Below are 26574 nucleotides of genomic sequence, written 5' to 3'. Positions count from 1 at the left end.
GATATTTTGGGAGTTTTTTTATAGGCTGCACAAATGAAAGCCAGTCTTGCATTAATAAGGAATTTTGATAAATTACGAAGATTTAACATATATCAAAATTTCTTGGATATTTTGTGCCCAAACGTACCGACATCAAATCAATTTTAGTCATTGGTAGCGGGCCGATCGTCATAGGTCAGTCTTGCGAATTTGACTATTCCGGAACTCAATCCTGCCGAGCCCTCAAAGAAGAAGGCTACCGTGTAATTCTGATCAACAGTAATCCCGCCACGATCATGACCGATCCGGAAACGGCGGATCGTATTTATATCGAACCGATTACCCCGGCGATGGTTGAAAAAATAATTGAGCGCGAGCGCCCGGATGCCTTGTTACCGACTATGGGCGGCCAAACGGCACTCAATACGTCGGTGGAGCTTTTCAAATCCGGCGTGCTTGAAAAATATAATGTCGAAATGATCGGCGCAAAGTATGATTCCATTCAAACAGCCGAAGATCGCGAACTTTTTAAAGAAGCCATGGAACGCATCGGCTTGCACGTACCCAAAGGACGATTTGTTCGTACAGTGCAGGACGCCAACGAAGCGGTATCCGAATTTGATTACCCGATTATTTTAAGACCGTCTTTTACGCTGGGCGGAACGGGCGGCGCTGTAGCATATAACATTGACGAATATAACGATCTCATCGTCAAAGCGTTGGCAGCGAGTCCGATCAGTGAAGTGCTCGTCGAAGAATCCGTGATCGGGTGGAAAGAATATGAACTGGAAGTAATGCGCGATAAAAACGATAACGTCGTCATTGTTTGTTCGATCGAAAATTTCGATCCGATGGGCGTGCACACAGGCGACTCGATCACCGTCGCACCGGCGCAAACACTGACGGATAAAGAATATCAGAAAATGCGCGATGCCGCATTGAAGATTATTCGTAAAATCGGTGTTGAAACCGGAGGTTCCAATATTCAATTCGCTATTAATCCCGCTAACGGTGACATGATCGTGATCGAGATGAATCCGCGTGTGTCGCGCAGTTCGGCGTTAGCCTCCAAAGCAACAGGGTTTCCGATTGCAAAAATCGCCGCCAAACTTGCTATCGGATACACATTAGATGAGATACCGAACGATATTACGAAAAAAACCCCGGCATCGTTTGAACCGACGATTGATTATGTAGTGACCAAAATTCCGCGTTGGGATTTCGAAAAATTTCAAGGCGCCAATACAACGCTCAATGTGCAGATGAAATCGGTCGGTGAGGCGATGGCCATTGGCCGTAACTTTAAAGAGTCATTACAAAAAGCTTTGCGTTCGCTCGAAAACGGGCGATTTGGACTTGGCGCAGATGGTAAAGACAATCCGCCGGCAGATGCGTCAGATGAAACGGCCGTCGAAGCGTATCGTCAGGAAGTTATCAATAAACTCCGCGTACCCAATTCACAACGGATGTTCGCCATACGTGACGGTTTCAAGATGGGTATGACGGTAGAAGATATTCACCGCTACACATTTATAGACCCCTGGTTTCTCAATAATATCCGTGAAATAATCGAATTGGAAGGATCGCTCCGCGCGGCGCTGGCTTGATTGGTAAACAATACAATGCTTGATATCCGTTAAGCGTTTCGCTCTCCTCTGTTATTTCCTATCGAATCAATAATTCCATGAAAGCACTTGCGCTCATAGCTTGGCTGTTTGTTCTATCCTTTCCCGTTTTTGGTCAAATCGAAATTTCATTTAATCACGTCACAACTAAACATGGTCTTTCCGAGGGATCGGTGCATACTATATTACAAGACCGGCGCGGTTTTTTGTGGTTTGGTACGCAAGACGGTCTTAATCGTTATGATGGATATACATTTGCTATATACAGGCAAGGTTCTCCGCGTCAAGCGTTAAGCGATAATTTTATATATACGCTGTGCGAAGATACGGCAAACGGCATATGGATCGGCACTTTCAATCAAGGACTTTGCCGCTTTGATCGTATTCGTGAATCATTTACGATTTACAAACATGATTCTACGGATGCAACTTCGCTCGGAGATAATACCATACGTGCACTGTATCGTGATCGCAAAGGAATTTTATGGATCGGCACATTTCGCGGCGGTTTGGATCAAATGACGGCGGATGGGAAATTCAAACATTACCGTCACAATCCGCTTGATCCGACCAGTTTATCGTCTGACAACGTGTGGGCATTGTATGAAGATAGCCGCGGTAATTTTTGGGTAGGGACGGATGGCGGCGGTCTTAATTTGTTGGATCCGCTGACGGGAAAATTTACCGTTTTCAAAAATGAACCGGGTAATATTCGATCCCTTAGTCACAACACGGTGCGCGCGATTTACGAAGATCGTGCCGGTGTCTTATGGGTGGCTACATCCGGAGGGGGTCTCAATCGTTTTGATTATGTTACGCGTACTTTTACAACATTCAAAAATCATCCGAACGATTCTCAGAGTTTGAGTCATGATTTTGTACGGGCTTTGTATGAAGACAAACGTGGAAATTTTTGGGTAGGCACGCTTAATGGAGGGTTAAATTTAATGGATCGTGTTACCGGGAAGTTTATTCGATTTCTTCCTGATGTTACCGATCCGGGTAGTATAATTCATAAAAGCGTAATATCTATAGTGGAAGATCGATCCGGCACGGTGTGGTTTGGTACATGGGGTGGCGGTGTAAGTTATATCAGTCCCACGGGGCATCGATTTATCAACTATCGTTATGATCCGTCCAATTCGTACTCTCTGAGTCAAGATCGCATTTATGCGCTGCATGAAGATCAGTCCCGCACTATTTGGGTAGGAACATTCGGCGGCGGTCTGAACCGGTATTTGCCGGATCAGAAAAAATTTCTTCATTTTCAAAAACCCCAACACGGTCTCAGTCATGATGATATATGGAGTATAGCCGAAGACCAAAACGGTGATCTTTGGGTCGGTACCAATGAAGGAGGGCTCAATCGTTGGGACCGAAAAAGGGGAACTTTTGAAGTTTTTCGCAATGATCCGCATGATGCGAATTCGCTTAGCAACGATAATGTTTTTACAGTTTATGTGGATCCGTTAAATACCGTTTGGATTGGAACCTCCGGCGGCGGTCTTAATCGTTTTGATCGTAATGCGCGTACGTTTCGTCGTTTTACGCATGATCCGGCGCTTGGATATACGGTCAGTAGCAATCAAATTCGCGCGTTGCACCAGGATAAAGAAGGGTTGTTGTGGGTCGGCACGTTCGGCGGGGGCATCAGTGTGTGGGATCGAAAAAAAGAAATATTTACCCGGCATTTAAGTTCAAACCACGATTCGTCGTCGCTCTCAAGCGATCTTGTTTTACGTATTTTTGAAAGTCGTGACGGTCTGATATGGATCGGGACAGCCGGCGGCGGTCTTAATCGTTACGATAAACAGACGGGTCATTGGAAAACATATACCGATAAACATGGTTTAGCGAACAACGTCATTAACGGTATCTTGGAAGACCAAACCGGGCGCCTTTGGATCAGTACCAATAAAGGCCTGAGCCGATTAGACACTAAAACGGAAACATTTCGCAATTTTGATGAGGGCGACGGCTTGATCTCTGCGGAATTCGGTGTCGGTGCGGCCTTACGCGCCCATGACGGCCGTATGTATTTTGGAAGTAACAGAGGGCTGGTGACTTTTCATCCGGACAGTATCAAAGAAAACCGTTATGTACCTCCGGTAATAATCGCGGGTTTCAAAAAATTTAACAAACCCTTCGTCCTCGAACGATCCGTTTCTGAAACGGACACGATCATTATTTCATACAAAGATAATTTCATCGCGTTCGAATTTGCGGCACTCAATTATACCCATAGCGAAAAAAATTTATACCGCTACAAATTAGAAGGTTTTGATCGCGACTGGATAGACGCCGGTAGCCGCCGCGAAGCGACGTATACCAATCTGGACGGCGGCACGTACGTATTCAAGGTCAAAGCCAGTAATAATGATAATGTGTGGAATGAGGAAGGGCGTGCGATCACCTTGATTGTAGAACCGCCATTTTGGGAAACAGCGTGGTTTCAATTCCTGGTAGGTGCCTTTTTATGCGCGGTTCTTGTGTATCGCTTCAGGCAAATACAGAATCAAAAAAGAGAATTAGAACGTCAAGTCCAGGCGCGGACATACGAATTAGAGAAAGCGATGGATTCGCTTAAACGCGCTCAGGTTCAGATTCTTCAATCCGAAAAAATCGGTTCATTGGCACATATGGTGGCCGGCATTGCGCACGAGATCAATAATCCTCTGACGTTTGTGTATTCCAATATTCAACTTCTTCGCGCGCGGGTTCAACGATTATTTCTTTTCATGGGGTTTCTCGATAAACGCTCACACACGGAATCATGGACAGATGATGAAAAAAAACAGTATGAAAAATTCAAACATACCTTGGATTACGACTACCTCGAAAAAGATCTGGATGACATGTTTAGAAGCTCTGTAGAAGGTAGTACCCGTATTATCAAAATCGTAAATAGCCTGCGAGCGTTTAGCAGTCTGGATCAGGAAGAAATACAAGAAACCAATTTGCTGGAGTCGCTCAATATGGTGGTGGATCTGTTTATGCGCCAGCATAAAGATATTGTTATTGAACGCAAAACCACCGAAATTCCCTTTATAACCGTTCACTTGACGCTTATGCATCAGGCTTTCATTAATATCCTCGATAATTCGGTCAAAGCAATCCGCGATGCGGAAAAACAAAATTTGCTCGCAAGCGGAGATGGTCGTATTACATTATCTGCCGAATGGCAAACGGATACGAATAAAATTCGTCTTTGCTTCATTGATAACGGTGTGGGCATTGATTCCTCTGTTCGAAAGAAAATTTTTGATCCGTTTTTTACAACGCGACCTATCGGGGCAGGTGCTGGACTGGGTTTGTCAGAAGTTTTTACGACGGTGCAAAAACATGGCGGCGATGTCACTGTCGAAAGTGAACCCGGTATCGGTACGACCCTGTGCATTGATCTCCCGGTAAAAACATTATTTCACGAAAACTACCAACACGGTTCGTGATGAAATCCACAATAATGTACAGCCTGCTTTGTTTGATTTATTTTTCGCCGCTTGCGGCGCAAGATGAGCAAGGCGAACCGTTCATCCGCAATTACTTTCCCCAAGAGTACCGCGCACAATCACAAAACTGGTCTATTGTACAGGATCATCGCGGACTAATGTATTTCGGAAACAATGACGGCGTATTGGAGTTCGACGGAATCCGCTGGCGTCTGATCCCTGCTCCTAATCGAACGTCGATCCGTGCTTTGGCCGTAGATGAGGTGGGAACGATTTATGTCGGAGCGGTCGGCGAGTTTGGAATACTCAAAACAGATTCGACGGGTATTCGTCAATATTATTCGCTGAGCGCATCACTGGATTCGTCGTTCAAAGGAATTACCGATATCTGGGAAATTAGCTGTATTGCTGATAAAATTTATTTTCGTAGCAATAAATATTTTTTCGTTTTTCGACGCGCCGCCGACGGCTCGTATCACTTTGTCAAAGCTATTATATCTGATACTCAGTTTCACCGTTCCTATCTTATCCATAATACGATTTTTGTGAGACAGGACAAGCGCGGCTTATACATAATAGATCAGGATACGCTGCATCTATTGCCGTATGGTAAAGAGTTTGCGAATTTGCGTATTTATGGTATGCTGCCGTTTAAAGACGGACGGTTTCTGATCGCAACGCGCGAGAAAAATCTTTTTGTTGCAACACGCAGCAGTTTTGCTGCAATGAAAACTTCGGTTGATGATTGGCTTATTCAACATCAGTTGTATTATGCATCAAAACTGAAAAACGGTAATATGGTTTTGGGGACAATTTTGGGCGGTGTTGTTGAATTATCCGAAGATGGTAGTTTTATTCGCAGAGTAGATAAAAGTTCCGGATTATTGGATGACAATATTTGGGCGACGTACGTTGATCACAATGGCATATTATGGCTGGCCATGAATAACGGCATTGCGCGGGTTGAAATCGGCAGTCCGTATTCGCGATTTAGTGAATTACACGGATTGCGTGGGACTGTGCTTTCATTGACGCGTTGGAATAATACGCTTTATGTGGGCACCAGCCGGGGGGTGTACCGTTTGAATCGTTATCCCTCATCCCCGGAAAAGGATGTTCCGCTTTCATCCAGTCAGGAAATATGGAAATTTGAGCCGATCGCCGGTATCACGGCGCAGTGCTGGTCTTTTGTGGATAATGAGGTTTCATTATTTGCGGGTACGGCACAAGGTGTTTTCAGGATTACCGGTCAGCAGGCACAAATGGTGGATAATCGTTCGGTGCGAAATATGATGCGATCCAAACGAAACCCAAATCAGGTGTGGGTTGGTTTGTCCGACGGATTAGCGTTGTGCCGGATTGATAAAGAACAATGGGTGCGCGTCGAGGAACATCGTACGATCAAAGAGGAAGTTCGAACGATCGCCGAGTCTTTGAATGGTGATTTGTGGCTCGGTACGCGTTTCAAAGGCGTCATTCACCTCAAACGCGAAGGGGATTCACTCAACTGGCCGGTTACCCGTTATGACCGAGCTAACGGTTTACCCATCGGCGAAATGTATATGTATGAAGTGGACGGGAGACCCTTGGTCGGGACGACATCAGGGCTTTTTCGTTACGATGTGGATCATAATCACTTTGTGCGTGAAACTCTTTTTGGTCCGTTATTGTCGGACAGCGCAACAGTAGTTCATCACTTTTTGCAGCATCCGCAGTTCGGTTTGTGGATGACCGCCCAAGTGGGAGAACGATTTGAAATTTTACATGCCGCCTCGTCATCGCGTGCGATTTCTTATACCGTAAGAAATCCGTTTCTGCGAATATCGGACTTTCGCGTCAATATACCGTATCCGGAATCGGGCAACATCATCTGGTTTGGCGGTGCGGACGGACTTATCCGTTATGACGGCAATATCCAATATGCGTGGGATTCGGAATTTTATGCACTGATACGCAAAGCAGTGGTGATGAATGACCAGAGACAGAATATTCCGATTTTATCGGATACATCACGGCATGTTATGTTGGCGCACTATGACAATAATATCCGATTTGAATTTTCGGCCAGCAGCTACGAACGCGACGGATCCAATCAATTTCAATACTATCTCGAAGGTTTTGACCCGGGTTGGTCGGAGTGGTCAACGGAGTTTCGTAAAGATTATACCAATTTGCCGGACGGAGTATTTCGATTTAGGGTGCGTGCACGCAATCTCTACGAACAAGTCAGTGTCGAAGATCAATTGCGGTTCGTCATACGATCTCCGTGGTTCAAATCATGGTGGGCGTTTGGCTTTTATACGGCCTTAGTTTTCTTATGTATTTATGTGATAATTCATTATCGTGAGCGGCGATTGGTACTTGCCAATGACAATCTCGAACGCATCATTCAGCAGCGGACCGCGGAATTGAAACAAAAAAATGTGGAATTAGAAAATCTGAACGAAAAAAAGAACGAATATTTGGGTATTGTAGCACACGATTTGCGTAGTCCTTTGACAACGATTATGGGATATATTGATCTTTTGATCGCCGATGCGGAAACGGATACATTCAAACCGAAAGAAGCCGTAAAAGATCTAGTCCGTATTTCCCGCATATCGCATCAGATGTCGCATTTCATACGAGAATTGCTGGACATCTCGGCTATTGAGTCGGGCAAAATCCGGTTAGAAGTTTTGCCGGACAATCTGGGTACTATTATTCGCGATGCGGAACCGTTGCATCGGCGTGCCGCGAATCAAAAAAATATCGCCATGGATTACGAATATGATCCGACTTTACCGGATACATTGATGGATCGTGAAAAAATAAAATCGGTTGTGGATAATCTTATCAATAATGCGATCAAATATACGTATCCCGGCGGTAAAGTGCGTGTGTATCATGAAGTGCGTGATCAGGATGTGGTAACGCACGTTGAAGATACCGGTCAAGGCCTTAGTGACGAAGATAAACAAACCGTATTTATGAGCTTTAAACGCCTGAGCGCCAAACCCACGGCCGGAGAATCCAGTACAGGCTTGGGGCTGGCTATCGTAAAGAAAATTATCGAAATTCATAATGGTCAGACCTTGGTTCGCAGCAACAAAGGGCAAGGTTCGACCTTCAGTTTTAGTTTGCCGCGGGCGGACAAACAATCGGATAAAAATCTAAAGGTTAAGGTTTAACCTATATGCAGTACCAAAAGTTTTTTCGAAGCATCGGCGTGATGTTGGTTTTCGTTGGGATGGGCGCTCCGCATGATGTTTTTTCGCAACAGATAAATATGAAGTTTGAGCATCTGTCCGGCGATCAGGGTTTATCGCAGAGCACTGTCGGCGTGATTTTGCAAGATCACACCGGTTTGATGTGGTTCGGCTCGCGCAATGGCCTCAACCAATATGACGGATATCGTTTTACGGTGTACAAATCAAGTCCTACGGATCCGGAATCTATTTCCGATAATTGGATCACGGCATTGTATGAAGATCGAAATCATAATTTTTGGGTCGGTACCTTAAATAAAGGTTTGAACCGTTTTGATCGGGCTCGAAAAAAATTTAAGCACATGATTTCGGATCCTGAAAATCAACGTACGATAAGTCATAATTCGATTACGGCGATTATGGAGGACCGGCATGGCAATATCTGGGTGGGCACCAAAAATGGCCTCAACGTCATTCCGTACGATTCGATGCGAACCGAGACTGCAATGCGGTTTGTGCGGTATTTTAGCAGCAGTCAAGTAGCCAATTCCATTTCACATTCGTGGATTACAGCGATCACGGATGATGAGAATGGCGATATCTGGATCGGTACGCAGCAGGGACTTAATAAAATAACCAACGGTGAAATAATACGTTACTTTGCCGATAAGCAGGGCGGTTCGGGACTCCCATCCAATAATATTACAGCTTTGTTTAAAGACGCTAATAATAATATTTGGATCGGTACGGAAGACGGTGGTCTTTGCAAATTAGACCGCAAGAACATTCTGAATCCTGTTTTTGAAAAAATACCTGTTCATTCCGGTAATGATGCGTCCACAACACATGCCGATATTGTAACTGTGATGGTCGATCGACAAAATATCGTATGGGTCGGGACTCGTTTGGGATTGGATCGGATAGACTTTAACAGTAATACCAAAATATTTTTTCGACACAATCCCAACGATGCGTCGTCGTTGTCCGATAATGAAATCCGAGCGTTATGCGAAGACCGGTCGGGCAATCTGTGGATCGGTACATACGGCGGCGGCGGTTTGAACAAACTTGATTTGAAGCCGGTCAAATTTAATCACATACGTCACAAACCGGATAATCCCAACAGCTTGATCAATAATATTGTCCGTTCGTTTTGGGAGGATAGCGATGGGATTTTGTGGATCGGTACGCACGACGGACTCAATCGATATGATGCCGGTACCGATCGTTTTACGGCATACCGCGCCGGGCCGGGCAGTCTGAGTAGCAACGAAGTGCGAACCATTGCGGAAGATAAAAACGGAATGATATGGCTTGGTACCGAAGGCGGCGGATTAAATAAATTTGATCGCCGAACAAATCGGTTTACCGTGTACCAACATCGTCCGCAGGATTCGCTGAGTATCGCAGCTAACGACATATCCGTACTGTTGAGCGATAAATACAATCAACTGTGGATAGGAACTTTCGGCAACGGCCTGGATAAATTGATCGTAGAAAACGGAAAAGAAATATTTGTTCATTATCGCAATGAGCCTCATCGCCCGCAGAGTTTGAGCCATAATGAAGTCAGCTCTATACTGATGGATTCGGAAGATAAGATTTGGGTTGGTACATTTGGCGGAGGGCTCAATCGGTTGGATGCCGTTCAGGATCGCACGGGTTATGCGTCCTTTAAACGTATCGCCGGGCGAGGGGAAAGTAATTCTTCATTGGGTAGTGATGTTATTTTTGCGATTTCCGAAGATTCGGACAAAAATATTTGGATCGGCGCCAGCTCAGGACTCAATCGTATCGTACGCACTACGGACGGTAGCTTGAAGTTTTATAACTATTACGAAAAAGACGGGCTTCCGGATAACTACGTATATGCGATATTGCCGGACGAACATGGCAATCTTTGGATCAGCACGGTCCAAGGTTTGTCCCGTGCACGTCTGATCCAAGATGAGAATGACAAATCGGAAAAACTGATGTTTCGTAATTTTGATGAAAGTGACGGGCTTCAAAATAATGAATTCAAATATGGCAGTTACTACAAAAGCCGCAGCGGAGAAATATTTTTCGGCGGGACCAACGGCTTTAATCGTTTTTACCCTAAACTTGCGATGGACAATCCGCATATTCCGCAAATCGTATTAACGGCATTCAAAACAATGCACAAATCCGATAAAGCATTTGTTGACGCCTATATTGAATCGGTGTACCGCCATGATCCGATTACCCTTGATTACAATGAAGACTTCTCATTTGAATTTGCTTCGCTTGATTTTACAGAGCCGGCCAAAAATCAGTATGCATACAAATTAGAAGGATTCGATAAAAACTGGATCCTTGCGGGTACACGCCGCTATGTGAATTATACGAACCTGGATGCAGGCAATTATGTCTTTTATGTACGCGGATCCAATAATGACGGCGTTTGGAATGAGCAGGGTATTTCGATTCCGATACGGATTATTCCGCCTTTTTGGAAAACGTGGTGGTTTATCGCATTGAGTTTTAGTACGCTTATGGGACTGCTGTGGGCATTTATACGCTACCGTGTGCGTGTTATCGAACTTCAAAAAAATAAACTTGAAGTCGAAGTGTCCAACCGGACGCGTGAAATCAAAGCACAACGCGACGATTTGAAAACCATAAATTCCCAACTCGAAAAAACGTTGCAGGAACTCAACGAAACACAATCCCAACTGGTGCATGCCGAAAAAATGGCATCGCTCGGTCAAATGGTGGCCGGTATCGCCCATGAGATCAATAATCCGCTGACGGTTGTAGATGGCAATCTCCACCTGCTCGAAGAAAACGTACTGCGCTGGGACCACATCATCACGGAGTACGAGCGACTTATCGAATCGGCCGATCCTGAGAAAATTAAATTGGGTATGATGGAAATTCGCGAACGGCATGAATACGAATATGTCCGACAGGAAACAATGAAGATACTCGACTCTTGTAAAAATGGCAGTCAACGTATCAAACATATCGTTCAGGATTTGCGTAAATTTTCGCGTACCGATGCGATGGGATTTATCCCGGCCGACTTGCACGAGGGGATTGAGTCCACTCTGACTGTTTTAAAGTCCATGTTGAGCGACCGCATAACCGTCCATAAGCAGTTCGGTACAATTCCCATGCTTGATTGTTATCCCGGTTTGCTCAACCAGGTATTTCTTAATATTTTAACCAATGCCATCGAGGCTATTCCAAACGAGGGTATTATCACTATTAAAACAGTTCTGTCAGAAAATAATATTCGCATCCATATCAAAGATAATGGTATCGGTATGCATCCATCGATGGCTAAAAGTATATTTGATCCGTTTTTTACAACGAAAGAAATTGGTAAAGGAATGGGTCTGGGTTTATCCATCAGTTATGGTATTGTAAAGAAACATAATGGTGATATCGAAGTGATAAGTGAAGAAGGTAAAGGCTCTGAATTTATTATCAGCCTCCCGGTTATAAAGCGCGTATCCTGATGAAAAAACATATCGTTCAACTTATAGTTTGGATTTGTTGGAGTGGCACGATTGTGCTCGCCCAATCGGATCGTATTAAATTCGAACGCCTATCCATCGGAGAAGGCCTGTCGCAAAGTAAAGTTTTTTCGATTTATCAAGACCACAAAGGATTTTTGTGGATCGGTACGATGGACGGGCTCAATCGCTATGATGGATACGGTTTTACCGTTTTTCGCCATGATCCGCGCGATTCGACGACGATATCAGAAAACTACGTTTGGTCGATTATTGAGGACAAAGAAGAAAACCTGTGGATCGGTACTAACGGCGGAGGATTAAACCGATTTGATCGTAAGACTCAAAAGTTCAAATCCTATCGTAATATAGCCGACGATCCACACTCAATCAGTGATAACCGCGTGTGGGCATTGTATGTAGACCGCGCCGGTGTGCTATGGGTTGGGACGCGTTACGCCGGCCTTTGCAAGTATGATCGTGCAACAGATCGTTTTATTGCATATAAAAACAATCCGCAGGACTCGACAAGCCTGAGTCATAATTATGTCATGACGGTTTTCGAGGATTCAAAAAATAATTTTTGGATAGGTACCAATGGTGGCGGCTTGAATAGAATGGATCGCGCTACGGGAAAATTTACCCGTTACCGGTATAAGCCCGGGCAACGTTCGCCCGTTCCCGAAGAACGCATATGGGCTTTATCGGAAGACCGTAAAGGTTATTTGTGGGTTGGTACAAATAATAACGGGTTATCGCGCTGGAATGTAGCAACGGATGAATTTGAAATATTCCGCCATAACTCAGCCGATCCCAATTCGATCGCGGATAATTGGATCAAATCAATTTATTTTGACCGTCAGGACCGTTTGTGGGTTTGCACCAATGGGGGCGTAAGTATTCATGATAAGGCGACCCAAAAGTTTTATAATTATCGTAATAACCCCGCGGATCCCTCCAGTATCAGTAATAATTTTGTAAATGCTTTTTGCGAAGATCGCATGGGTATTTTATGGTTTGGCACGTATGGTGGCGGTGTCAATATGTACGACCCATACAAAGAACGATTTAAGCATTATCACTTGGATCTTTCACAACCGCAAGGACTCAGCGGAAATATTGTGATTAGTTTTGCCGAAGATCATGAGGGAATCATTTGGATCGGGACCGACGACGCGGGTCTAAATCGTTATGATCCGAAAAACCAGACCTACCGCCACTTTAAACATAATCCTGCCGATGCAAAGAGTATCAGTAATAATCGCGTATCGGTGATTTATGAAGACCGCAAACATAATCTATGGGTAGGTACGCGTGGCGGAGGGCTGAGTCGTTTTGATCGTAAGACCGAGCAATTTAAAAATTACCGAATAGATCCTATATCATCGGCGCAAAGCAATAATGTCGTTTTTGCCATATTGGAAGATACCTCAGGAACATTATGGGTTGGTACACGCGCGATTGGGCTACAAATTTTTGACGAAAAAAAAGGTGAATTTCGGCGCGTACGTTACGACGGTCGAAATCCAGCGGACAATGGCGTCCAGGTATTGATGCAGGATAGCCGAGGATATATATGGGTGGGAACGAGCGGCGGAGGTATTGTGCGGCTGGATCCGAAAACGTATGCGTTCACGCGTTTTGTGCATGATCCGTCCAATCCGAACAGTCTGAGTCATAATGCCATCGTATCAATACTCGAGGACGCGCAAGGAAAGATTTGGGTTGGTACCAGCGGTGGATTAAATCGTATTGATCCTTCCAACGATAAAATTTTTCAAATCACAGAGAAGCATGGTTTACCCAACGATGTCATTGCTTCAATCCAGCAAGACGGTAATGGACATTTGTGGATTAGTACGAACAAAGGGTTGTCTCGTATTGACATCAATAATTTTGAAAACGGTGGCCCTACCGCGCACAATCGCATTCGTAATTTTGATGTGTATGATGGCTTGCAAAGTAATGAATTTAGCATGAATGCTGGACTCAAGGCGCGCGATGGATGGATGTATTTCGGAGGGATCAACGGCTTCAACGTTTTTCATCCTGACAGCGTACGCGATAATCCTTTTATTCCGCAAATAGCCGTTACGGGGTTTCAGAAATTTAATCGTAATTTTGAATTTCCAATCCACATATCAGAAACAGAAGAAATTCACTTGTCGTACAAAGATTATGTCTTTTCGTTTGAATTTGCGGCCCTCAATTTCCGCGCTCCCGGGAAAAATCAGTACGCGTATATTATGGAAGGTTTTGAAACAGATTGGAATTTTGTTGGCAGTAAACGAACCGCGTCGTATACCAATCTTGATCCGGGAAGTTATACGTTTAGGGTACGTGCATCAAATAATGATGATATATGGAATACGGATGGAATTAAAATAGCGGTAGTGATCCATCCGCCATTTTGGATGACGTGGTGGTTTCGTATCACGGTAGTTATTTTACTTTTGAGTGTCACCTATGTTATATACCGCCGGCGTGTATACGCCATAGAACTCCGTAAGCGTGAACTGGAAAACGAAGTGCGTGAGCGTACGTTTGAAGTGGTTGAAAAAAACAAAATGCTGGATGAACAAAACTCGCAGTTGGCGATAAAAAATCAACAGATTCGAGAACAACAAGCGCAGATCATCCAAAGCAAAAAAATGGCTTCCTTAGGGCAGATGGTTGCCGGTATTGCGCACGAAGTGAATAACCCGCTTACGTTTGTAATAGGTAATATACAGCAGATCAAAGAAACGTGCGATCAGCTGAAAAATCGGCCGGATGACGGTTCCGGTGTGTTTAAAAAATTACATGCCGAGATGATGCCTTCACTTGAGGGTTCGATGGTAGGCGGCATGCGTATTAAGGCTATCATTGACAACCTTAAACGTTTTAGTAATCTCAATGAATCCGATTGGAAGTTAATTTCTTTAGAAGACAATCTTGATATTATTTGTGATCTTTTTATCAAGCAGTATGATTTTGTTACGATTGAAAAAAAATATACCGGAGTTCCTGCCGTATATTGTAATACGGCCGAAATAAATCAAGCCCTCGTCAATATTCTCACGAATGCGGTGCAAGCTATACAGGATAGAGGGTTAAAAGAAGGTCAAATTGATTTATCCACATCCACACAGGCGCATGAACAAAACGAATATGCTGTCATTTCGATTCGCGATAATGGCATTGGCATGTCTTCGTCCGTTATGGATAAAATTTATGATCCGTTTTTTACAACACGTGATGTGGGGTCGGGACGTGGGCTTGGTCTAACGGAAGCATACGGGATTGTTCAGCGGCATCACGGCAAGATCGAAGTGCGGAGCGAAGTAGGTAAAGGCTCGGAGTTCATCGTGTACTTACCGGTTCGCAAGCGGCCGTAATTCTGCATTTTTTTTATCAGTATACCGGCAAACCGTCGCCACGATTTTAAAAACCATGTTATTTTTTCAAAAGCACGCACCATAGAATCCAAGTGTATTCAGGTCAAGCGGCGGAACGAACGACAATTCAAGTAAGACTTGATCAATTGCTATAAATAAACCATTTCACATAAAATATCACTGCATTTAAGAATGTTTTTTCTGCTTGAAGGCATTCTTGGAAATGGCTAAAATGAGTTGCCTGCCTTACGTATCCTAATTGTACCATCACCGGAGACGCGTATGAAAATGTTTTCTAACGAACCCGTTAAGCTCAAAAAAGCTGATCGCCCGTTAATTCTAGCTATTGATATCGGCACATCCTCCACACGTGCGGTAGTATATGACGCGCAAGGACGCTCTGTAAAAAAATTAGTTCATCAGGTAGGATATATGATGCAGGTAACGCCCGATGGTGGTGTTTTTGCCGATCCTAAGTTTATTGTTGATGCAACATCGCAGTGCATTGATGCGATCATGGAAGCGATGGGAAAAGATGCCAACGATATAAAAGCCGTAGGGTTTGATACTTTTTGGCATAATATGATGGGCATTGATATGCGCGGAAAACCAACGACTCCGCTCATTAATTGGGCTGACACCAGACCACGCATAGTTATTGACGACCTTCGTAAACGCATTGATCCTGAAGAAGCACACCGCCTTACCGGATGCGTGCTTCACCCCAGTTATTTGCCTGCGAAATTATTGTGGATGCATAAATATAATAAAGAAGATTTCCGTCGCACGACAACATGGTTATCCATCGGTGAATATCTCTATCATGTCTTTTTTGGGAAAGTAATTTGCGGTATTTCGATGGCATCGGGTACGGGACTTTTTAACCAAAACACGTGCAACTGGGATGACAAAATGTTGAGCGTGCTACCGGTCAAATCGGGCCAACTCGGGGAACTCGGTGATTTGGATACGCCTTTGCGTGGACTCAAATCAGAGTATGCGCGTCGCTGGCCGGCTTTGGCGCAGATCCCGTGGCTTCCCGCCGTTGGCGACGGCGCCAGTTCTAACGTGGGTACCGGTGCAGTGAAAAAAGATCAGCTTTGTATAGTTATGGGTACTTCCGGTGCGCTTCGCGTTATGTGGGAAGCGAAGGATGTTACTATTCCATCCGAACTTTGGGTCTATCGGGTTGACCGCAAGAGATTCCTGATGGGCGGCGCTTTGAGTGATGGTGGTAATTTACGCAAGTGGATGCTAAGTCGCTTAGCGATCGAGGGCGGCAAAAAGAGCGTGGATGCTGCACTTAACACGACCAAGCCGGGCGCACATGGTCTTACAATGTTACCTTTTTGGGCTGGTGAACGAAGTACCGGTTGGCATCAAAATGCGCGCGGCATGATCAACGGCTTTAATCTCAGCACAACGCGTGAAGATATCTTACGCGTGACATTGGAAAGCTTATGTTACCGTTATGCAGCGATTTATGAAATCTTTAAAAAGAATCAAATGCCCGTGAAGCAAATATTGGCTTCGGGAGGAGGTTTTGTTGATTCAGGAGCATTGACACAACTTGCGGCAGATGTGATCGGATTCCCGATCACCCAATCAGGTGAGGCCGAAGGCTCTGCGCGTGGAGCGGCAATTTTGGCGTTAGAATCAATAGGGGCTATCAAAAATATTGATATGGCTCCCGTACCTCTTGGAAAAACATATAAGCCGCATCCAAAAGATAATGCGATATATAAAAATGCCAGACAGCGGCAACAACGATTGTACGACATGGTTGCTAAAGGAATTTGGGAAACAAATTTATAAGAATTGAAGCCCTCGGTAACGAGGGTTTTATTTTTTAAATAATCTGTAAGTTTTTTTACCTCTCCTGTACTAAGATAATAGTAATTATCGAGGGAGGATGGATTATGAGGCAAAAATGGTCTTTAATTGTGATGGTGATTGTTCTATTACAGTGTTTTCTTCTAGAGTCATGTATTTCAAATGATCAACAAGATGATCTTAGAGTTGGCTTATCAGTTTTAACTGATAAATCACTATATCATAATGAGCGTATTTATATACATATTTCCAATAAAACGGAATCAATTTTATATTTGTTACTGTATAATTCTGCCTTTCGTGAAAAAATTGTAAAGGATCGATGGAGTTTGGTTACTTCATCGCTTATAGATGATCCTCAAAGCGATACAGTTATTATCAATATAAATGAAACAACGGTACTGGATATTTTCGTCGTAAAACCGGGTATTTACCGTGTAGGAATTCCCTTTTTGTGGGACGGTGATCCTGGACGTAAAGACACCGTGTATTCCAATGAATTTGAAGTATATTGAAGTCCAGTTATTGAATTTTGAATTCTCTATTTTTAAGAAGGTTTTATATACGTATTTAAATTTTTTAGTTCATCATTTAATTTTCTTTCATCATCCGTTTATTTCAGTATTTTACTCATCGGTCGGAACACTAATTCGATCTTAAAAGAATAAAATATTTGCACTCTAATTCACTATGGTCAACCAAACGGATGTCATCATTGTCGGCGCTGGCGCAGCCGGCCTGATGTGCGCTATGACGGCGGCTCGGAGAGGGCGCCGCGTCGTAGTTTTAGAACAAAATGAACAGGTCGGAAAAAAAATTCTGATTTCAGGCGGTGGACGTTGCAATTTCACCAATCTTTTATCCGGACCTGATAATTTTATTTCAACAAACCCTCATTTTTTCAAATCAGCCCTATCACGGTATAGTCCCACAGATTTTGTTGAACTGGTAAAAAAACATGGTATTGCCTTTCATGAAAAAAAAGGCGGTCAGTTATTCTGTGATGATTCGGCGAGGGACATTGTATCCATACTTTTGAACGAATGCGCCGATGCCGGGGTCAAGATGGTTATAAAAAATCGTGTTGAAGAAGTTCGTTATGATGAATGCTACACGTTACAAACTAACACCGGTATTTACAAAGCACCCCATGTCGTCATAGCGACTGGAGGGCTTTCAATCCCGAAAATAGGCGCTACGGATTTTGGATTGCGACTAGCGGAAAAATTTGGCCATCGGATAATACCACCTGAACCGGCGTTAGTTCCTCTTCACATGGATGCCGGTTTTATTCAACGGTACGGTGATTTGACTGGTGTTTCAATCGAGGTTATTATTTCCTGCGAAAAAAAATCATTTCATGAAAATATGCTTTTTACGCATCGGGGTATTAGTGGGCCGGCGGTTTTGCAGATTTCTTCTTACTGGAAAAAAGGGGATATACTAACCATTGATCTTTTGCCGAATAAAACGATAGAACAATTGTTAGATCAACATATGAACAGCCGCTCAGATCTGGTTAACGTATTGAGCTATCATTTCCCCAAACGGTTTATACAATCATGGTGTGTAGAGCATTTTTCTAATAAACCGGTTTATCAACTTTCGTCTAAAGAACTAAATAATTTGGATGAGAAAATACATCAGTGGAAATTGATACCTGTCTCAACAGCGGGATTTGAAAAAGCTGAAGTTACACGCGGAGGCGTTGATACACGCGATATTTCGTCGAAAACAATGGAATCGGTTAAACAGAAAGGTTTGTATTTCGTTGGTGAGGTTGTAGATGTAACTGGGCACCTTGGAGGGCATAATTTTCAGTGGGCATGGGCGTCGGGGCATGCCGCAGGCCTTTTTGTTTAATAATTTTCAATCTTGCGCTATTAAGAAAAAACACGGATATTAGTTTGGGGAACAATTCGTGCCAGAATTCGTTTATTATTATATGATTCAAAGTCAATTAAAACTCGTTTATCGTAAATATATTTCCTATGCCGTAGGTATATCCATTGCCGTGCATCTCATGGCTGTTGGGTTATACATGGCCATCACGCTTTGGGATTGGTCGGATGGTAAACAGGAAGCGCCGATGGTTTTCAAGCTCGAAAATTTGGATTTTCTCCTCAATGATAGTAAGCCAAAGTCATCCGGATCACGTGCTTCGATGCGTGCAAAAGTAAGTTCGGATAAAGATCTTAAGAAGATGGCTAATGTATCTGAAATCGTAAAGGACGAAAAAGAGGCTGATAAAAAAATAACGGATAGCATGGTTGTGGATACGACCGCGCAATTTTTTGCAGAAAACGGAACCGGTAACGGTCTAGGACGTGGAATAGGCATGGGTGTGGGGGATGAAGGAGGCGATGGAGCATCCAGTGGTAAAGAAAAACCCGTCGTTCATACCAATCCGAGAGTTCGGGTTTTGGTGCAACCCAATGTCGAAAAAGTAAAAAATAAAATCAATGGCTCCGTACGATTACGTTTACACATCGACAGCCAGGGTAATGTGGTTGAAGCTGTCGTTGTAAACAATACTACCAAAGAAAAGGAACTTCAGGAAATTGCCCGCAAAACGGCTAATCGAATGAAGTTTTATCCTGCCACCAATGACGGTGTTCCGGCCGAAGATTGGTTTGATCATGAAATCGTTTTTAATTTCGACGGAAAAAAATAATAAACAAAGTTGCTTGAATCACATATTCGCATTTTGATATAAACTTCTCATTCGAGGGCCTGCGTGTAGCTCATTTAAGAGATGGTTTGATGGGTTAATCTTACAAAGAAGTCTTGAGGTTAAATAAAAAAGGTTTGCTATAGATTTAGCAAACCTTTTTTATTAGTAGGCCCGACAGGACTCGAACCTGTGACCCTCTGCTTAGAAGGCAGATGCTCTATCCAACTGAGCTACGGGCCCATACTATATGTTTGACGCGCGCAATATAGAGTGTAAGGATTCCTGTTTCAAGCAGATTTTGTTTTTAATGATTGAGCCGTGGTTGTCCCGGTGATTTTGGAAGTAAAACGTGCAATACGGCACCGTCATTGTAATTCGATGCCCAAATGCGCCCCTTGTGTAACTCCACTATATATTTAGCGGTATATAAACCGAGACCTGTTCCGTTTGTACCTCGATTATGCTCTATCCGTACGTATTTTTGGAAAATTTGAGTTAGCATCGTTGCTGGAATGCCCGGACCGTGATCCCGGATTCGGAGTTCAATTTCATGCACGCGATCTTCAATTTCTACTGATATGGTCGTCTCGGGGAATGCGTATTTGATCGCATTGCTAAGCAGATTATCCATTACACGCGAGAGTTTTGCACGATCACAAGAGATGACGAAGGTGGCATCTGTGAATTTTACGGCAAAATTCAGTTGGCGCGCTGTGGCGGTCGGGCGTTGCAATTCCATTCGCTCTCGGATTAACTGGCGAATATCTGTTTGTTCATAAACAAGCGAGCTTTGTCCTGCGATAAGTTTGGATTCATCCAACTGCTCTTGTATCATCGTACGGAGTTGAATGGAGCTTTTTTTAATAATTTCTAAGAACTTCTTTTGTTTTCCGTCCGAAGTTTCGCCGGTTATCCCGCTGATCAGTACATCGGCCGATTGTTTGATATTATCCAGCGGGCTTTTGAAGTCATGTACGAGTTTGTTAAAAAAATCGGATTTGAGTTTGTCCAATTCCTGCATGCGTTCGCCCATGGCGTTAAACGATACGGCGATGGTTCGTATTTCCTCAAAACCTTCTACGGGCAGCCGTTCATCAAGTTTGCCTTCGGCAAATGCGGATGTGATCGTTTTTATACCGCCGATACTTTGTAAAATTCGATGTATGTCGATGATGAGAAATGTAATCAAAATGATGGCAAGTGTAAAAACTGCAAATATGATAGATTTGGCGAAAAGGCCGCGATGCGAGATATATGAGATTTTCTGTTCCAGAATTTTATTGGCAGTTTCATCCAGCGCATGGATGGTAATTTGGATTTCATGTATGGTGCCTAATATTTTCTTTTCTGTTGAAGCAATCGTAGTGCCTGCACGGGTTGGCGCGGAGTTACGAAGCTGAGCTGTGAGTTCTTTGAGATGGCTCAGCTGAATCCGTTCCGAGTCCACGGAAAGTGTGTCATACCAAATAAGGCCCGTAACGTACATGACAAGAGATGACGAGCCGACGTGATCCCCATGCGCCTCCCAAAACGCCTTGCTTTCCCAATGTAGCTTTATTAACGACTGTATCTCTTCATCAAATTTGATTAATTCCTGATTAAGGACGATCGGATGGACTGGCGTTTCTTCGGTAGGGCTCCAATATCGTTCAAATGTATCAGCGTGCCGACGAAGATATTCGATGGATTTAAGTTTGACAATTTCGAAGGGGATTAGCGTGTCGGTAAGTTCCTGTGTACGCTGGTAGTGCATTAAAAGATAAAACCCGGCAAAAAGCCAGGTTATTATCAGTAAAAAACCGGTTATGTATATTTTTTTCCGAAATGACACGGCGTTTATTCTCGCCGGGGATTAAGCTTTTTCGATCAAGAAAAGCGTCTGATTGTATTCCACAGGTTGGCCGTTTTCTACGAGGATCTTGGCGATTTTACCGGACGATTCAGATTCGATTTCGTTCATTATTTTCATCGCTTCGATAATACAAAGCGTCTGCCCGGGTTTGACCGAAGAGCCCACTTGAACATAGACATCGGCGTCGGGTGCGGGCGAACGGTAAAAAGTGCCGACAATAGGAGACTTAACCTCTATAAAGTTGCCTTGCTCCACGGCTCCGGCCGGTCTTTCAGATTTAGATTTTTCTATCGTCTCTTGGCTTTCAAATTGGACAGCCGGCGGGGGAAGATGTTGTGTCGGTACATGGTGCGGCATAGCCATCGGAGCCGAATGTTGAACGACAGCCATGGCATGTGTCGTACCGGATTTGCTTATCCGTATCTTCAGGCGTCCTTTGGTTTTGGCATTGTCTTGCTCTATTTCGACTTCATTGACATTACTCTCATCTACCATTTTGATGAGATTTTTCAAGTCTTTGAGATCCATGCGTTTCTCTCTCCGTTTGTGCAGAAGATTTATTTCGTATTGACGCGTTCGAGATAATCACCGGAGCGGGTGTCAACTTTCACCGTATCGCCTTCATTGATAAAAAGAGGTACATTGACTACAGCACCGGACTCCAAGGTTGCCGGTTTGGTGCCTCCGGTCACGGTATCACCCTTGACTCCAGGAACCGTACTTGTGATTTTTAATTCAACGGTGATAGGCATTTCGATACTGACGGCATTGCCTTCATAAAAAAGAATAGCCGGCGCTATACCTTCTTTCAGGTAATTGGCCGCCTCACCGACAGATTCACGGGGTATACCGACTTGTTCAAATGATTCGTTATCCATAAAGTACATCATGTCGCCATCGGAATAGAGGTAGGCCATGTTTTTGCTTTCGGCGCGTACTTCTTCTAATTTATCGTGCGAACGAAATGTTTTTTCGATCACTCGCCCGGTGCGAACATTTTTTAATTTAGCGACGACAAAAGCGCGCCAATTGCCTGGATTGCGATGTTGAAACTCAGTAACAACAAAAAGATTACCATCCATCAAAATGGTCATACCTGTACGAAAATCGGCGACACCTGCCATGTAAATCTGAATCCTAAAGAAAGTAAACGATTGTATTTTTTAGACCGCTCAAAGTAGAGAATGGCATATCCAAAGTCAAGAATTTTATAAAAACGTATATTTTTGTCGGGTAAACACCGTGAAATCGCATGAATTTTGTAATTTTTTCGGCTTTTGCTTGTGTTTTTATGATTTGTAGGTATATTCATTAAGTTATTTATCTAAAATGAGAGGAAGCAATTTATGGTAATGGTAGACTCTAAAACGGGGAAGACGACTTTTTCTGTTCATTTAAGCGAGGCGGAATCGGTCAATCTTTTAGGAAATTTTAACGGTTGGGATGAAGATAAACATTCTCTCAAAAAAGATAAATCAGGTAACTGGTCTATAACATTAAAATTGCCGACGGGCGAGTACGAATTTCTTTATCGTGTTAATAAAAAAGCCTGGATGGTAGATGATAAAGCACCGCGTAAAACCAATCCTTTTGGTACGGAAAATTGCTTGGTTTCAGTAGTAGTTGATTTGCCAAAACGAGCAAATACCGAAAAGAAATCGGCGGTTCGTACAAACAAAGCAAAATCCTCTAAAACGAAAAAAGCCTAACGGTTATCGTTAGGCTTTCTTAAAATTCGCACGTTTTTCCTAGCGTGCGACAGAATACTGCTTAAAAATTTTTTTAAAGTTTTCCGGATTAGGTTTTTCCTGCAGTTTTTTAGGATCTTGGTATTCTGAAATGGCGCGTGCGCCTTCGGCATCTATCGCATAGCGGTTGCCGGAGCGATAGGCCTTTTTCTTTGAAACCAGTTTATCCAATTCTTTTTTGAGAACCTCAAGATTGCGATCGGTTTCGGATATCCCGATACGTTTGGCGATAATATTGATCGAAGCCGGCATATAAATAAGCCCGTACTTGAGTAGCATGTACTCCAGCATAAAAGTAACCCCTCTCTACTTATTTTCTCAAATAATTCGATCAGAAATAGAACGTATGGTATATAGTCTGGTCGCCATGGCGTGATTCTACTTCGCTAAACTTGATAGCTTTGAGTTGGACCACAATGCGGTCCGCCATTTGCCGGTTAAAGCTATTAGCTGTTACCTGTACATCCTTGATCACACCTTTACTCGAAACTAAAAACTTAACGGCGACACGTCCATTTTTTCTATTTGAAGTTTTGCGATATGACTGATAACAACTAAAAATCTTATTTTCATGCAGGCCGATAGTTTGCTGAACTTCACCGATTGATCGCAACTCACGCCGTGTACGGTCGTAAGAGACGGGGGAAGAAGTCACTGAAGGTATGGTCTCCGGAATCAACCGAGCGCGTTCCACATCAATGGTCAACTTAGAAGTCTCTTTAAGAGATGATTGTACAGGTGTTATGTGATACGTCTTATTTACATTTTTCTGAATTATCGGAGCTTTTTCGTCTGCCAGTGTATTGGCTCCGGCGTTCATAGCATTCAGATCTTCATTAGAGTATGTTTTTACACTTGGTAGTTCATAAACTCGTGAAAAATCAGTCTTAATTTCGTCAGCAACTTCTACATGCGAGGCTTGGATTTTAGACTCTAATTTTATCGCATCCATAGCCGGTGTGAATGATGGTTGAATCGCTACGGCATAGGTAAGCATAGCATTGGTTGCGACTGGCTGTAAAATATCCTTTGCAAACTGCAAAGGCTTTAAGACCGTCCAATTGAAAGCCAACGCAGCAAATTTACCGGCATTTTCTATATTAGATTTGACTAAGGCCCTGATTTTTTCTTTGATACTTTGTTCTAAATTTTCACTGAGTTTTAATCGGGATTCCTGCAAAGTGTACTGATATTTCGATGCTAAAAGAAGGCGAATTCGTTCTTCTAAATCCATGCGCTCTTGCATGGGCGCGCATTGCGCAATGTAGTGCTGAGCAAGCGGCCAGAGACGGTCCGTTTCAAACGAACGAACAACGCCGTTCGTGCTGTAATTTTCCAGTTCGCGAACAAACTGTTCAAACAGTTCGTCAGCCGTAACTTCGATTTTGTTTTGAAGTTGCTTCATAATCCGCTTACCACCTATCCTCTTTCAGGTGAAAAATCATTTTCGGTATTGGCCGAACCAAACGAAAGATTTTTGATTTGCGACAGCATCGTTGAATTTAGATATTCCGGATACTGCTTAGTCATAAATTTTTTGAACCGTTTGATCACGCGATTGAGCCGGGCTCGTACCGCGTCTTGCGTTTTACCCAAAAGATCGGAAATGTTATGATTATGTAAATTCTGTAAATACAAAAGGAACACTTCCTGATCTGCTTTGTGCTGTAATGATTTTACAAAAAAGGTTATGATTCGTTCAAATTCTTTTACTTCGAATTCTTGGTCAGGCTTCACAGAGTCAGAGGATAGTCGGATAACCTCGACGGATTCGTCTTCGATAGCTATCGTACGTCCTTGATATTTTTGAACTTCGCGGATATAACGTACAATATGCTTGTTACAAATATTATAAATCCATGTTGAAACTTCATATTGAGGATTATATTCATTAAGGTTTTCTAGAACATCACAAAAGGTATTCTGAAGAATATCTTCGATAATGTAACGTTCTTTATCAGTTTCAAAACCTTTATTAATATTGAGTTTATATTTTATATAAAGATACAAACGTTTTTTGTAGCGTTCCCATATTTCCGACATTGCGGGTTCAAAACGGGCTGCATCTTCAACAGCAATACGTATAATCTCACGTTCAGTCAGAGCAGGCCACACCACACCACTCTTACTTGAAGCATTGAGCTTCTTATCAGAGACATTATGTTGTGTGCCAACGTTCATTTTAAGTTTTTGTTTTAGTTGAAATTAAATAAAAATGTCTTAGATTTGATATAGCGACACTTCGGTTTTCAAGCTATTATAAATGCTTCGCTCGTGCTGTGACGTATATCACAACATGCAAAATTTCATAGGTTATTTATTATTTTTTTAGATTTGAAAGTATCATTACTTTTAACTGTTGTTAATTGCTTATGAAAGCCATACTCGTAGAACGTGAAAAAAATACATCACGGTTGGTTATCGGCGAAGTCGATGAACCCATAGTTCATCCGAATGATGTATTGATCGCAATCAAAGCTACAGCTCTCAATCGTGCTGATCTGCTCCAGCGGCGTGGGCTTTATCCGCCGCCGGCAGGTGTTCCCGATATTTTGGGATTGGAATGTGCCGGCATTATTCTTTCAGTGGGCTCAAATGTGACGCAGTGGAGCCCAGGGCAACGGGTGTGTGCTCTTTTGCCGGGCTGCGGATATGCAGAAAAAGTAGTTGTTCATGAGACCATGATCATACCGATACCGGAAAACCTGAGTTTTGCTCAGGCTGCAGCGATACCGGAAGCGTGGTTTACCGCGTATCTCAATCTTGTTCCGATCGCTCAACTCAAAGCCGGAGAAGTCACCCTCATTCATTCCGGTGCAAGTGGGGTAGGAACTGCGGCTATACAACTAGCTAAAAATTTAGATGCAAAGATCATAGCCTCTGTCGGCGACTCGGAGAAAATGCGCTTTTGTTATGAATTAGGCGCCGATTTTGTATTTGATTATCACTCCAAAGATTTTTGGAATCTTATAAAGACGCGTAGTGGCGGCGTGGATGTCATATTGGATACCGTTGGCGGGGAAAATATGTCACATCACGTGGACATCGCTAACAACAAGGCGCGCATCGTCGTAATCGGGCTATTAGGCGGTACGTCTTCCAATTTACCGACGGGTACATTATTGACCAAAAACATTTCCATTATCGGCTCCACGTTGCGTAACAAATCACATGAAGAAAAATCAGATCTGACCAAAAGTATAAGAGAACTGATCATGCCGCATTTCACTTCCGGTTTATTTCGTCCGATTATTGACTCGGAATATTCATGGTTTGACGCGGAGGCCGCTCATATGCGAATGAAGTCAAATCTTAATATCGGAAAAATCATCCTTCGTATAGGCGCGTGAGTTTCGTATTGAAATCGTAA

17 protein-coding genes and 1 tRNA gene are annotated in these 26574 nt (G+C 43.2%); 11 read left to right on the top strand and 7 right to left on the bottom strand.

Annotation, left to right across the window (positions count from 1 at the left end; all coding sequences use genetic code 11):
* The first annotated feature begins 113 nt into the window (after window positions 1-113).
* The 9 genes from carB (at window position 114) to HUU58_00865 (ending at window position 19604) form a co-directional block, all read left to right on the top strand.
* Window positions 114-1586, top strand: a complete 1473-nt coding sequence (gene carB, locus HUU58_00905) for a carbamoyl-phosphate synthase large subunit (GenBank protein NUN44213.1) — start codon at window positions 114-116, stop codon at window positions 1584-1586.
* 77 nt (window positions 1587-1663) lie between these two features.
* Window positions 1664-5053, top strand: a complete 3390-nt coding sequence (locus HUU58_00900; protein NUN44212.1) for a histidine kinase — start codon at window positions 1664-1666, stop codon at window positions 5051-5053.
* Window positions 5053-8223 carry a hypothetical protein gene (locus HUU58_00895; GenBank protein ID NUN44211.1) on the top strand — a complete coding sequence of 1057 codons (3171 nt, stop codon included), beginning with the start codon at window positions 5053-5055 and terminating at the stop codon, window positions 8221-8223. The genes HUU58_00900 and HUU58_00895 overlap by 1 nt, the downstream gene beginning before the upstream one ends.
* Window positions 8224-8228: 5 nt before the next feature.
* Entirely contained in the window at window positions 8229-11723 is a 3495-nt protein-coding gene (locus HUU58_00890; GenBank protein NUN44210.1) for a GHKL domain-containing protein, read from the top strand.
* Window positions 11723-15097, top strand: a complete 3375-nt coding sequence (locus HUU58_00885) for a histidine kinase (protein NUN44209.1) — start codon at window positions 11723-11725, stop codon at window positions 15095-15097. Before HUU58_00890 ends, HUU58_00885 begins: the two co-directional genes overlap by 1 nt.
* 282 nt (window positions 15098-15379) lie before the next feature.
* Window positions 15380-16912, top strand: coding sequence for a gluconokinase (locus tag HUU58_00880; protein ID NUN44208.1), 1533 nt, complete (start codon window positions 15380-15382; stop codon window positions 16910-16912).
* Window positions 16913-17259: 347 nt separating this feature from the next.
* On the top strand, window positions 17260-17445 hold the full coding sequence (locus HUU58_00875; protein ID NUN44207.1) for a hypothetical protein: 186 nt from the start codon (window positions 17260-17262) through the stop codon (window positions 17443-17445).
* Between the two features lie 175 nt (window positions 17446-17620).
* On the top strand, window positions 17621-18793 hold the full coding sequence (locus HUU58_00870) for an NAD(P)/FAD-dependent oxidoreductase (protein ID NUN44206.1): 1173 nt from the start codon (window positions 17621-17623) through the stop codon (window positions 18791-18793).
* A 58-nt stretch (window positions 18794-18851) separates the two neighbouring features.
* Window positions 18852-19604, top strand: coding sequence for a TonB family protein (locus tag HUU58_00865; protein ID NUN44205.1), 753 nt, complete (start codon window positions 18852-18854; stop codon window positions 19602-19604).
* 166 nt (window positions 19605-19770) lie between these two features.
* Here the strand turns inward: HUU58_00865 and HUU58_00860 are convergent.
* The 4 genes from HUU58_00860 to efp all read right to left on the bottom strand — a co-directional run bounded on the left by HUU58_00860 (window position 19771) and on the right by efp (window position 22580).
* Window positions 19771-19844, bottom strand: a tRNA-Arg gene (locus HUU58_00860).
* Window positions 19845-19908: 64 nt separating this feature from the next.
* The gene (locus HUU58_00855; GenBank protein ID NUN44204.1) at window positions 19909-21435 is read right to left on the bottom strand and encodes a HAMP domain-containing histidine kinase; all 1527 of its coding nucleotides are present in this window, start codon (window positions 21433-21435) and stop codon (window positions 19909-19911) included.
* 21 nt (window positions 21436-21456) lie between these two features.
* Complete coding sequence (locus HUU58_00850; protein ID NUN44203.1) at window positions 21457-21984, bottom strand: acetyl-CoA carboxylase biotin carboxyl carrier protein; 528 nt, start codon at window positions 21982-21984, stop codon at window positions 21457-21459.
* A 29-nt stretch (window positions 21985-22013) separates the two neighbouring features.
* On the bottom strand, window positions 22014-22580 hold the full coding sequence (gene efp / locus HUU58_00845) for an elongation factor P (GenBank protein NUN44202.1): 567 nt from the start codon (window positions 22578-22580) through the stop codon (window positions 22014-22016).
* A 222-nt stretch (window positions 22581-22802) separates the two neighbouring features.
* Between efp and HUU58_00840 the strand changes: the two genes are divergently transcribed.
* Window positions 22803-23165 (top strand): isoamylase early set domain-containing protein, encoded by a 363-nt coding sequence (locus HUU58_00840; protein NUN44201.1) that lies wholly within the window; start codon window positions 22803-22805, stop codon window positions 23163-23165.
* Window positions 23166-23204: 39 nt separating this feature from the next.
* Here the strand turns inward: HUU58_00840 and HUU58_00835 are convergent, their stop codons facing one another.
* The 3 genes from HUU58_00835 to HUU58_00825 are packed head-to-tail and all read right to left on the bottom strand — an operon-like array spanning window position 23205 to window position 25385.
* On the bottom strand, window positions 23205-23495 hold the full coding sequence (locus HUU58_00835) for a hypothetical protein (GenBank protein NUN44200.1): 291 nt from the start codon (window positions 23493-23495) through the stop codon (window positions 23205-23207).
* A 40-nt stretch (window positions 23496-23535) separates the two neighbouring features.
* The gene (locus HUU58_00830) at window positions 23536-24609 is read right to left on the bottom strand and encodes a hypothetical protein (GenBank protein NUN44199.1); all 1074 of its coding nucleotides are present in this window, start codon (window positions 24607-24609) and stop codon (window positions 23536-23538) included.
* 14 nt (window positions 24610-24623) lie between these two features.
* Window positions 24624-25385, bottom strand: a complete 762-nt coding sequence (locus tag HUU58_00825) for a sigma-70 family RNA polymerase sigma factor (GenBank protein NUN44198.1) — start codon at window positions 25383-25385, stop codon at window positions 24624-24626.
* A 191-nt stretch (window positions 25386-25576) separates the two neighbouring features.
* Between HUU58_00825 and HUU58_00820 the strand changes: the two genes are divergently transcribed.
* On the top strand, window positions 25577-26554 hold the full coding sequence (locus HUU58_00820; GenBank protein NUN44197.1) for an NAD(P)H-quinone oxidoreductase: 978 nt from the start codon (window positions 25577-25579) through the stop codon (window positions 26552-26554).
* Window positions 26555-26574: the final 20 nt, after the last annotated feature.

It is taken from the genome of bacterium (genome assembly GCA_013360215.1).
In the GTDB taxonomy this organism is placed as follows: Bacteria; CLD3; CLD3; order SB21; family SB21; genus JABWCP01.
This window is presented reverse-complemented; position numbering and strand designations above follow the sequence as displayed.

What these genes read in the sequence shown, in the direction of transcription:
- HUU58_00830 (NUN44199.1), bottom strand. Translation starts at nt 24,609, where the DNA reads ATGAAGCAACTTCAAAACAAAATCGAAGTTACGGCTGACGAACTGTTT.
- HUU58_00880 (NUN44208.1), top strand. Translation starts at nt 15,380, where the DNA reads ATGAAAATGTTTTCTAACGAACCCGTTAAGCTCAAAAAAGCTGATCGC.
- HUU58_00835 (NUN44200.1), bottom strand. Translation starts at nt 23,495, where the DNA reads ATGCTGGAGTACATGCTACTCAAGTACGGGCTTATTTATATGCCGGCT.
- HUU58_00900 (NUN44212.1), top strand. Translation starts at nt 1,664, where the DNA reads ATGAAAGCACTTGCGCTCATAGCTTGGCTGTTTGTTCTATCCTTTCCC.
- efp (NUN44202.1), bottom strand. Translation starts at nt 22,580, where the DNA reads ATGGCAGGTGTCGCCGATTTTCGTACAGGTATGACCATTTTGATGGAT.
- HUU58_00840 (NUN44201.1), top strand. Translation starts at nt 22,803, where the DNA reads ATGGTAATGGTAGACTCTAAAACGGGGAAGACGACTTTTTCTGTTCAT.
- HUU58_00890 (NUN44210.1), top strand. Translation starts at nt 8,229, where the DNA reads ATGCAGTACCAAAAGTTTTTTCGAAGCATCGGCGTGATGTTGGTTTTC.
- HUU58_00895 (NUN44211.1), top strand. Translation starts at nt 5,053, where the DNA reads ATGAAATCCACAATAATGTACAGCCTGCTTTGTTTGATTTATTTTTCG.
- HUU58_00825 (NUN44198.1), bottom strand. Translation starts at nt 25,385, where the DNA reads ATGAACGTTGGCACACAACATAATGTCTCTGATAAGAAGCTCAATGCT.
- HUU58_00850 (NUN44203.1), bottom strand. Translation starts at nt 21,984, where the DNA reads ATGGATCTCAAAGACTTGAAAAATCTCATCAAAATGGTAGATGAGAGT.
- HUU58_00885 (NUN44209.1), top strand. Translation starts at nt 11,723, where the DNA reads ATGAAAAAACATATCGTTCAACTTATAGTTTGGATTTGTTGGAGTGGC.
- HUU58_00820 (NUN44197.1), top strand. Translation starts at nt 25,577, where the DNA reads ATGAAAGCCATACTCGTAGAACGTGAAAAAAATACATCACGGTTGGTT.
- HUU58_00870 (NUN44206.1), top strand. Translation starts at nt 17,621, where the DNA reads ATGGTCAACCAAACGGATGTCATCATTGTCGGCGCTGGCGCAGCCGGC.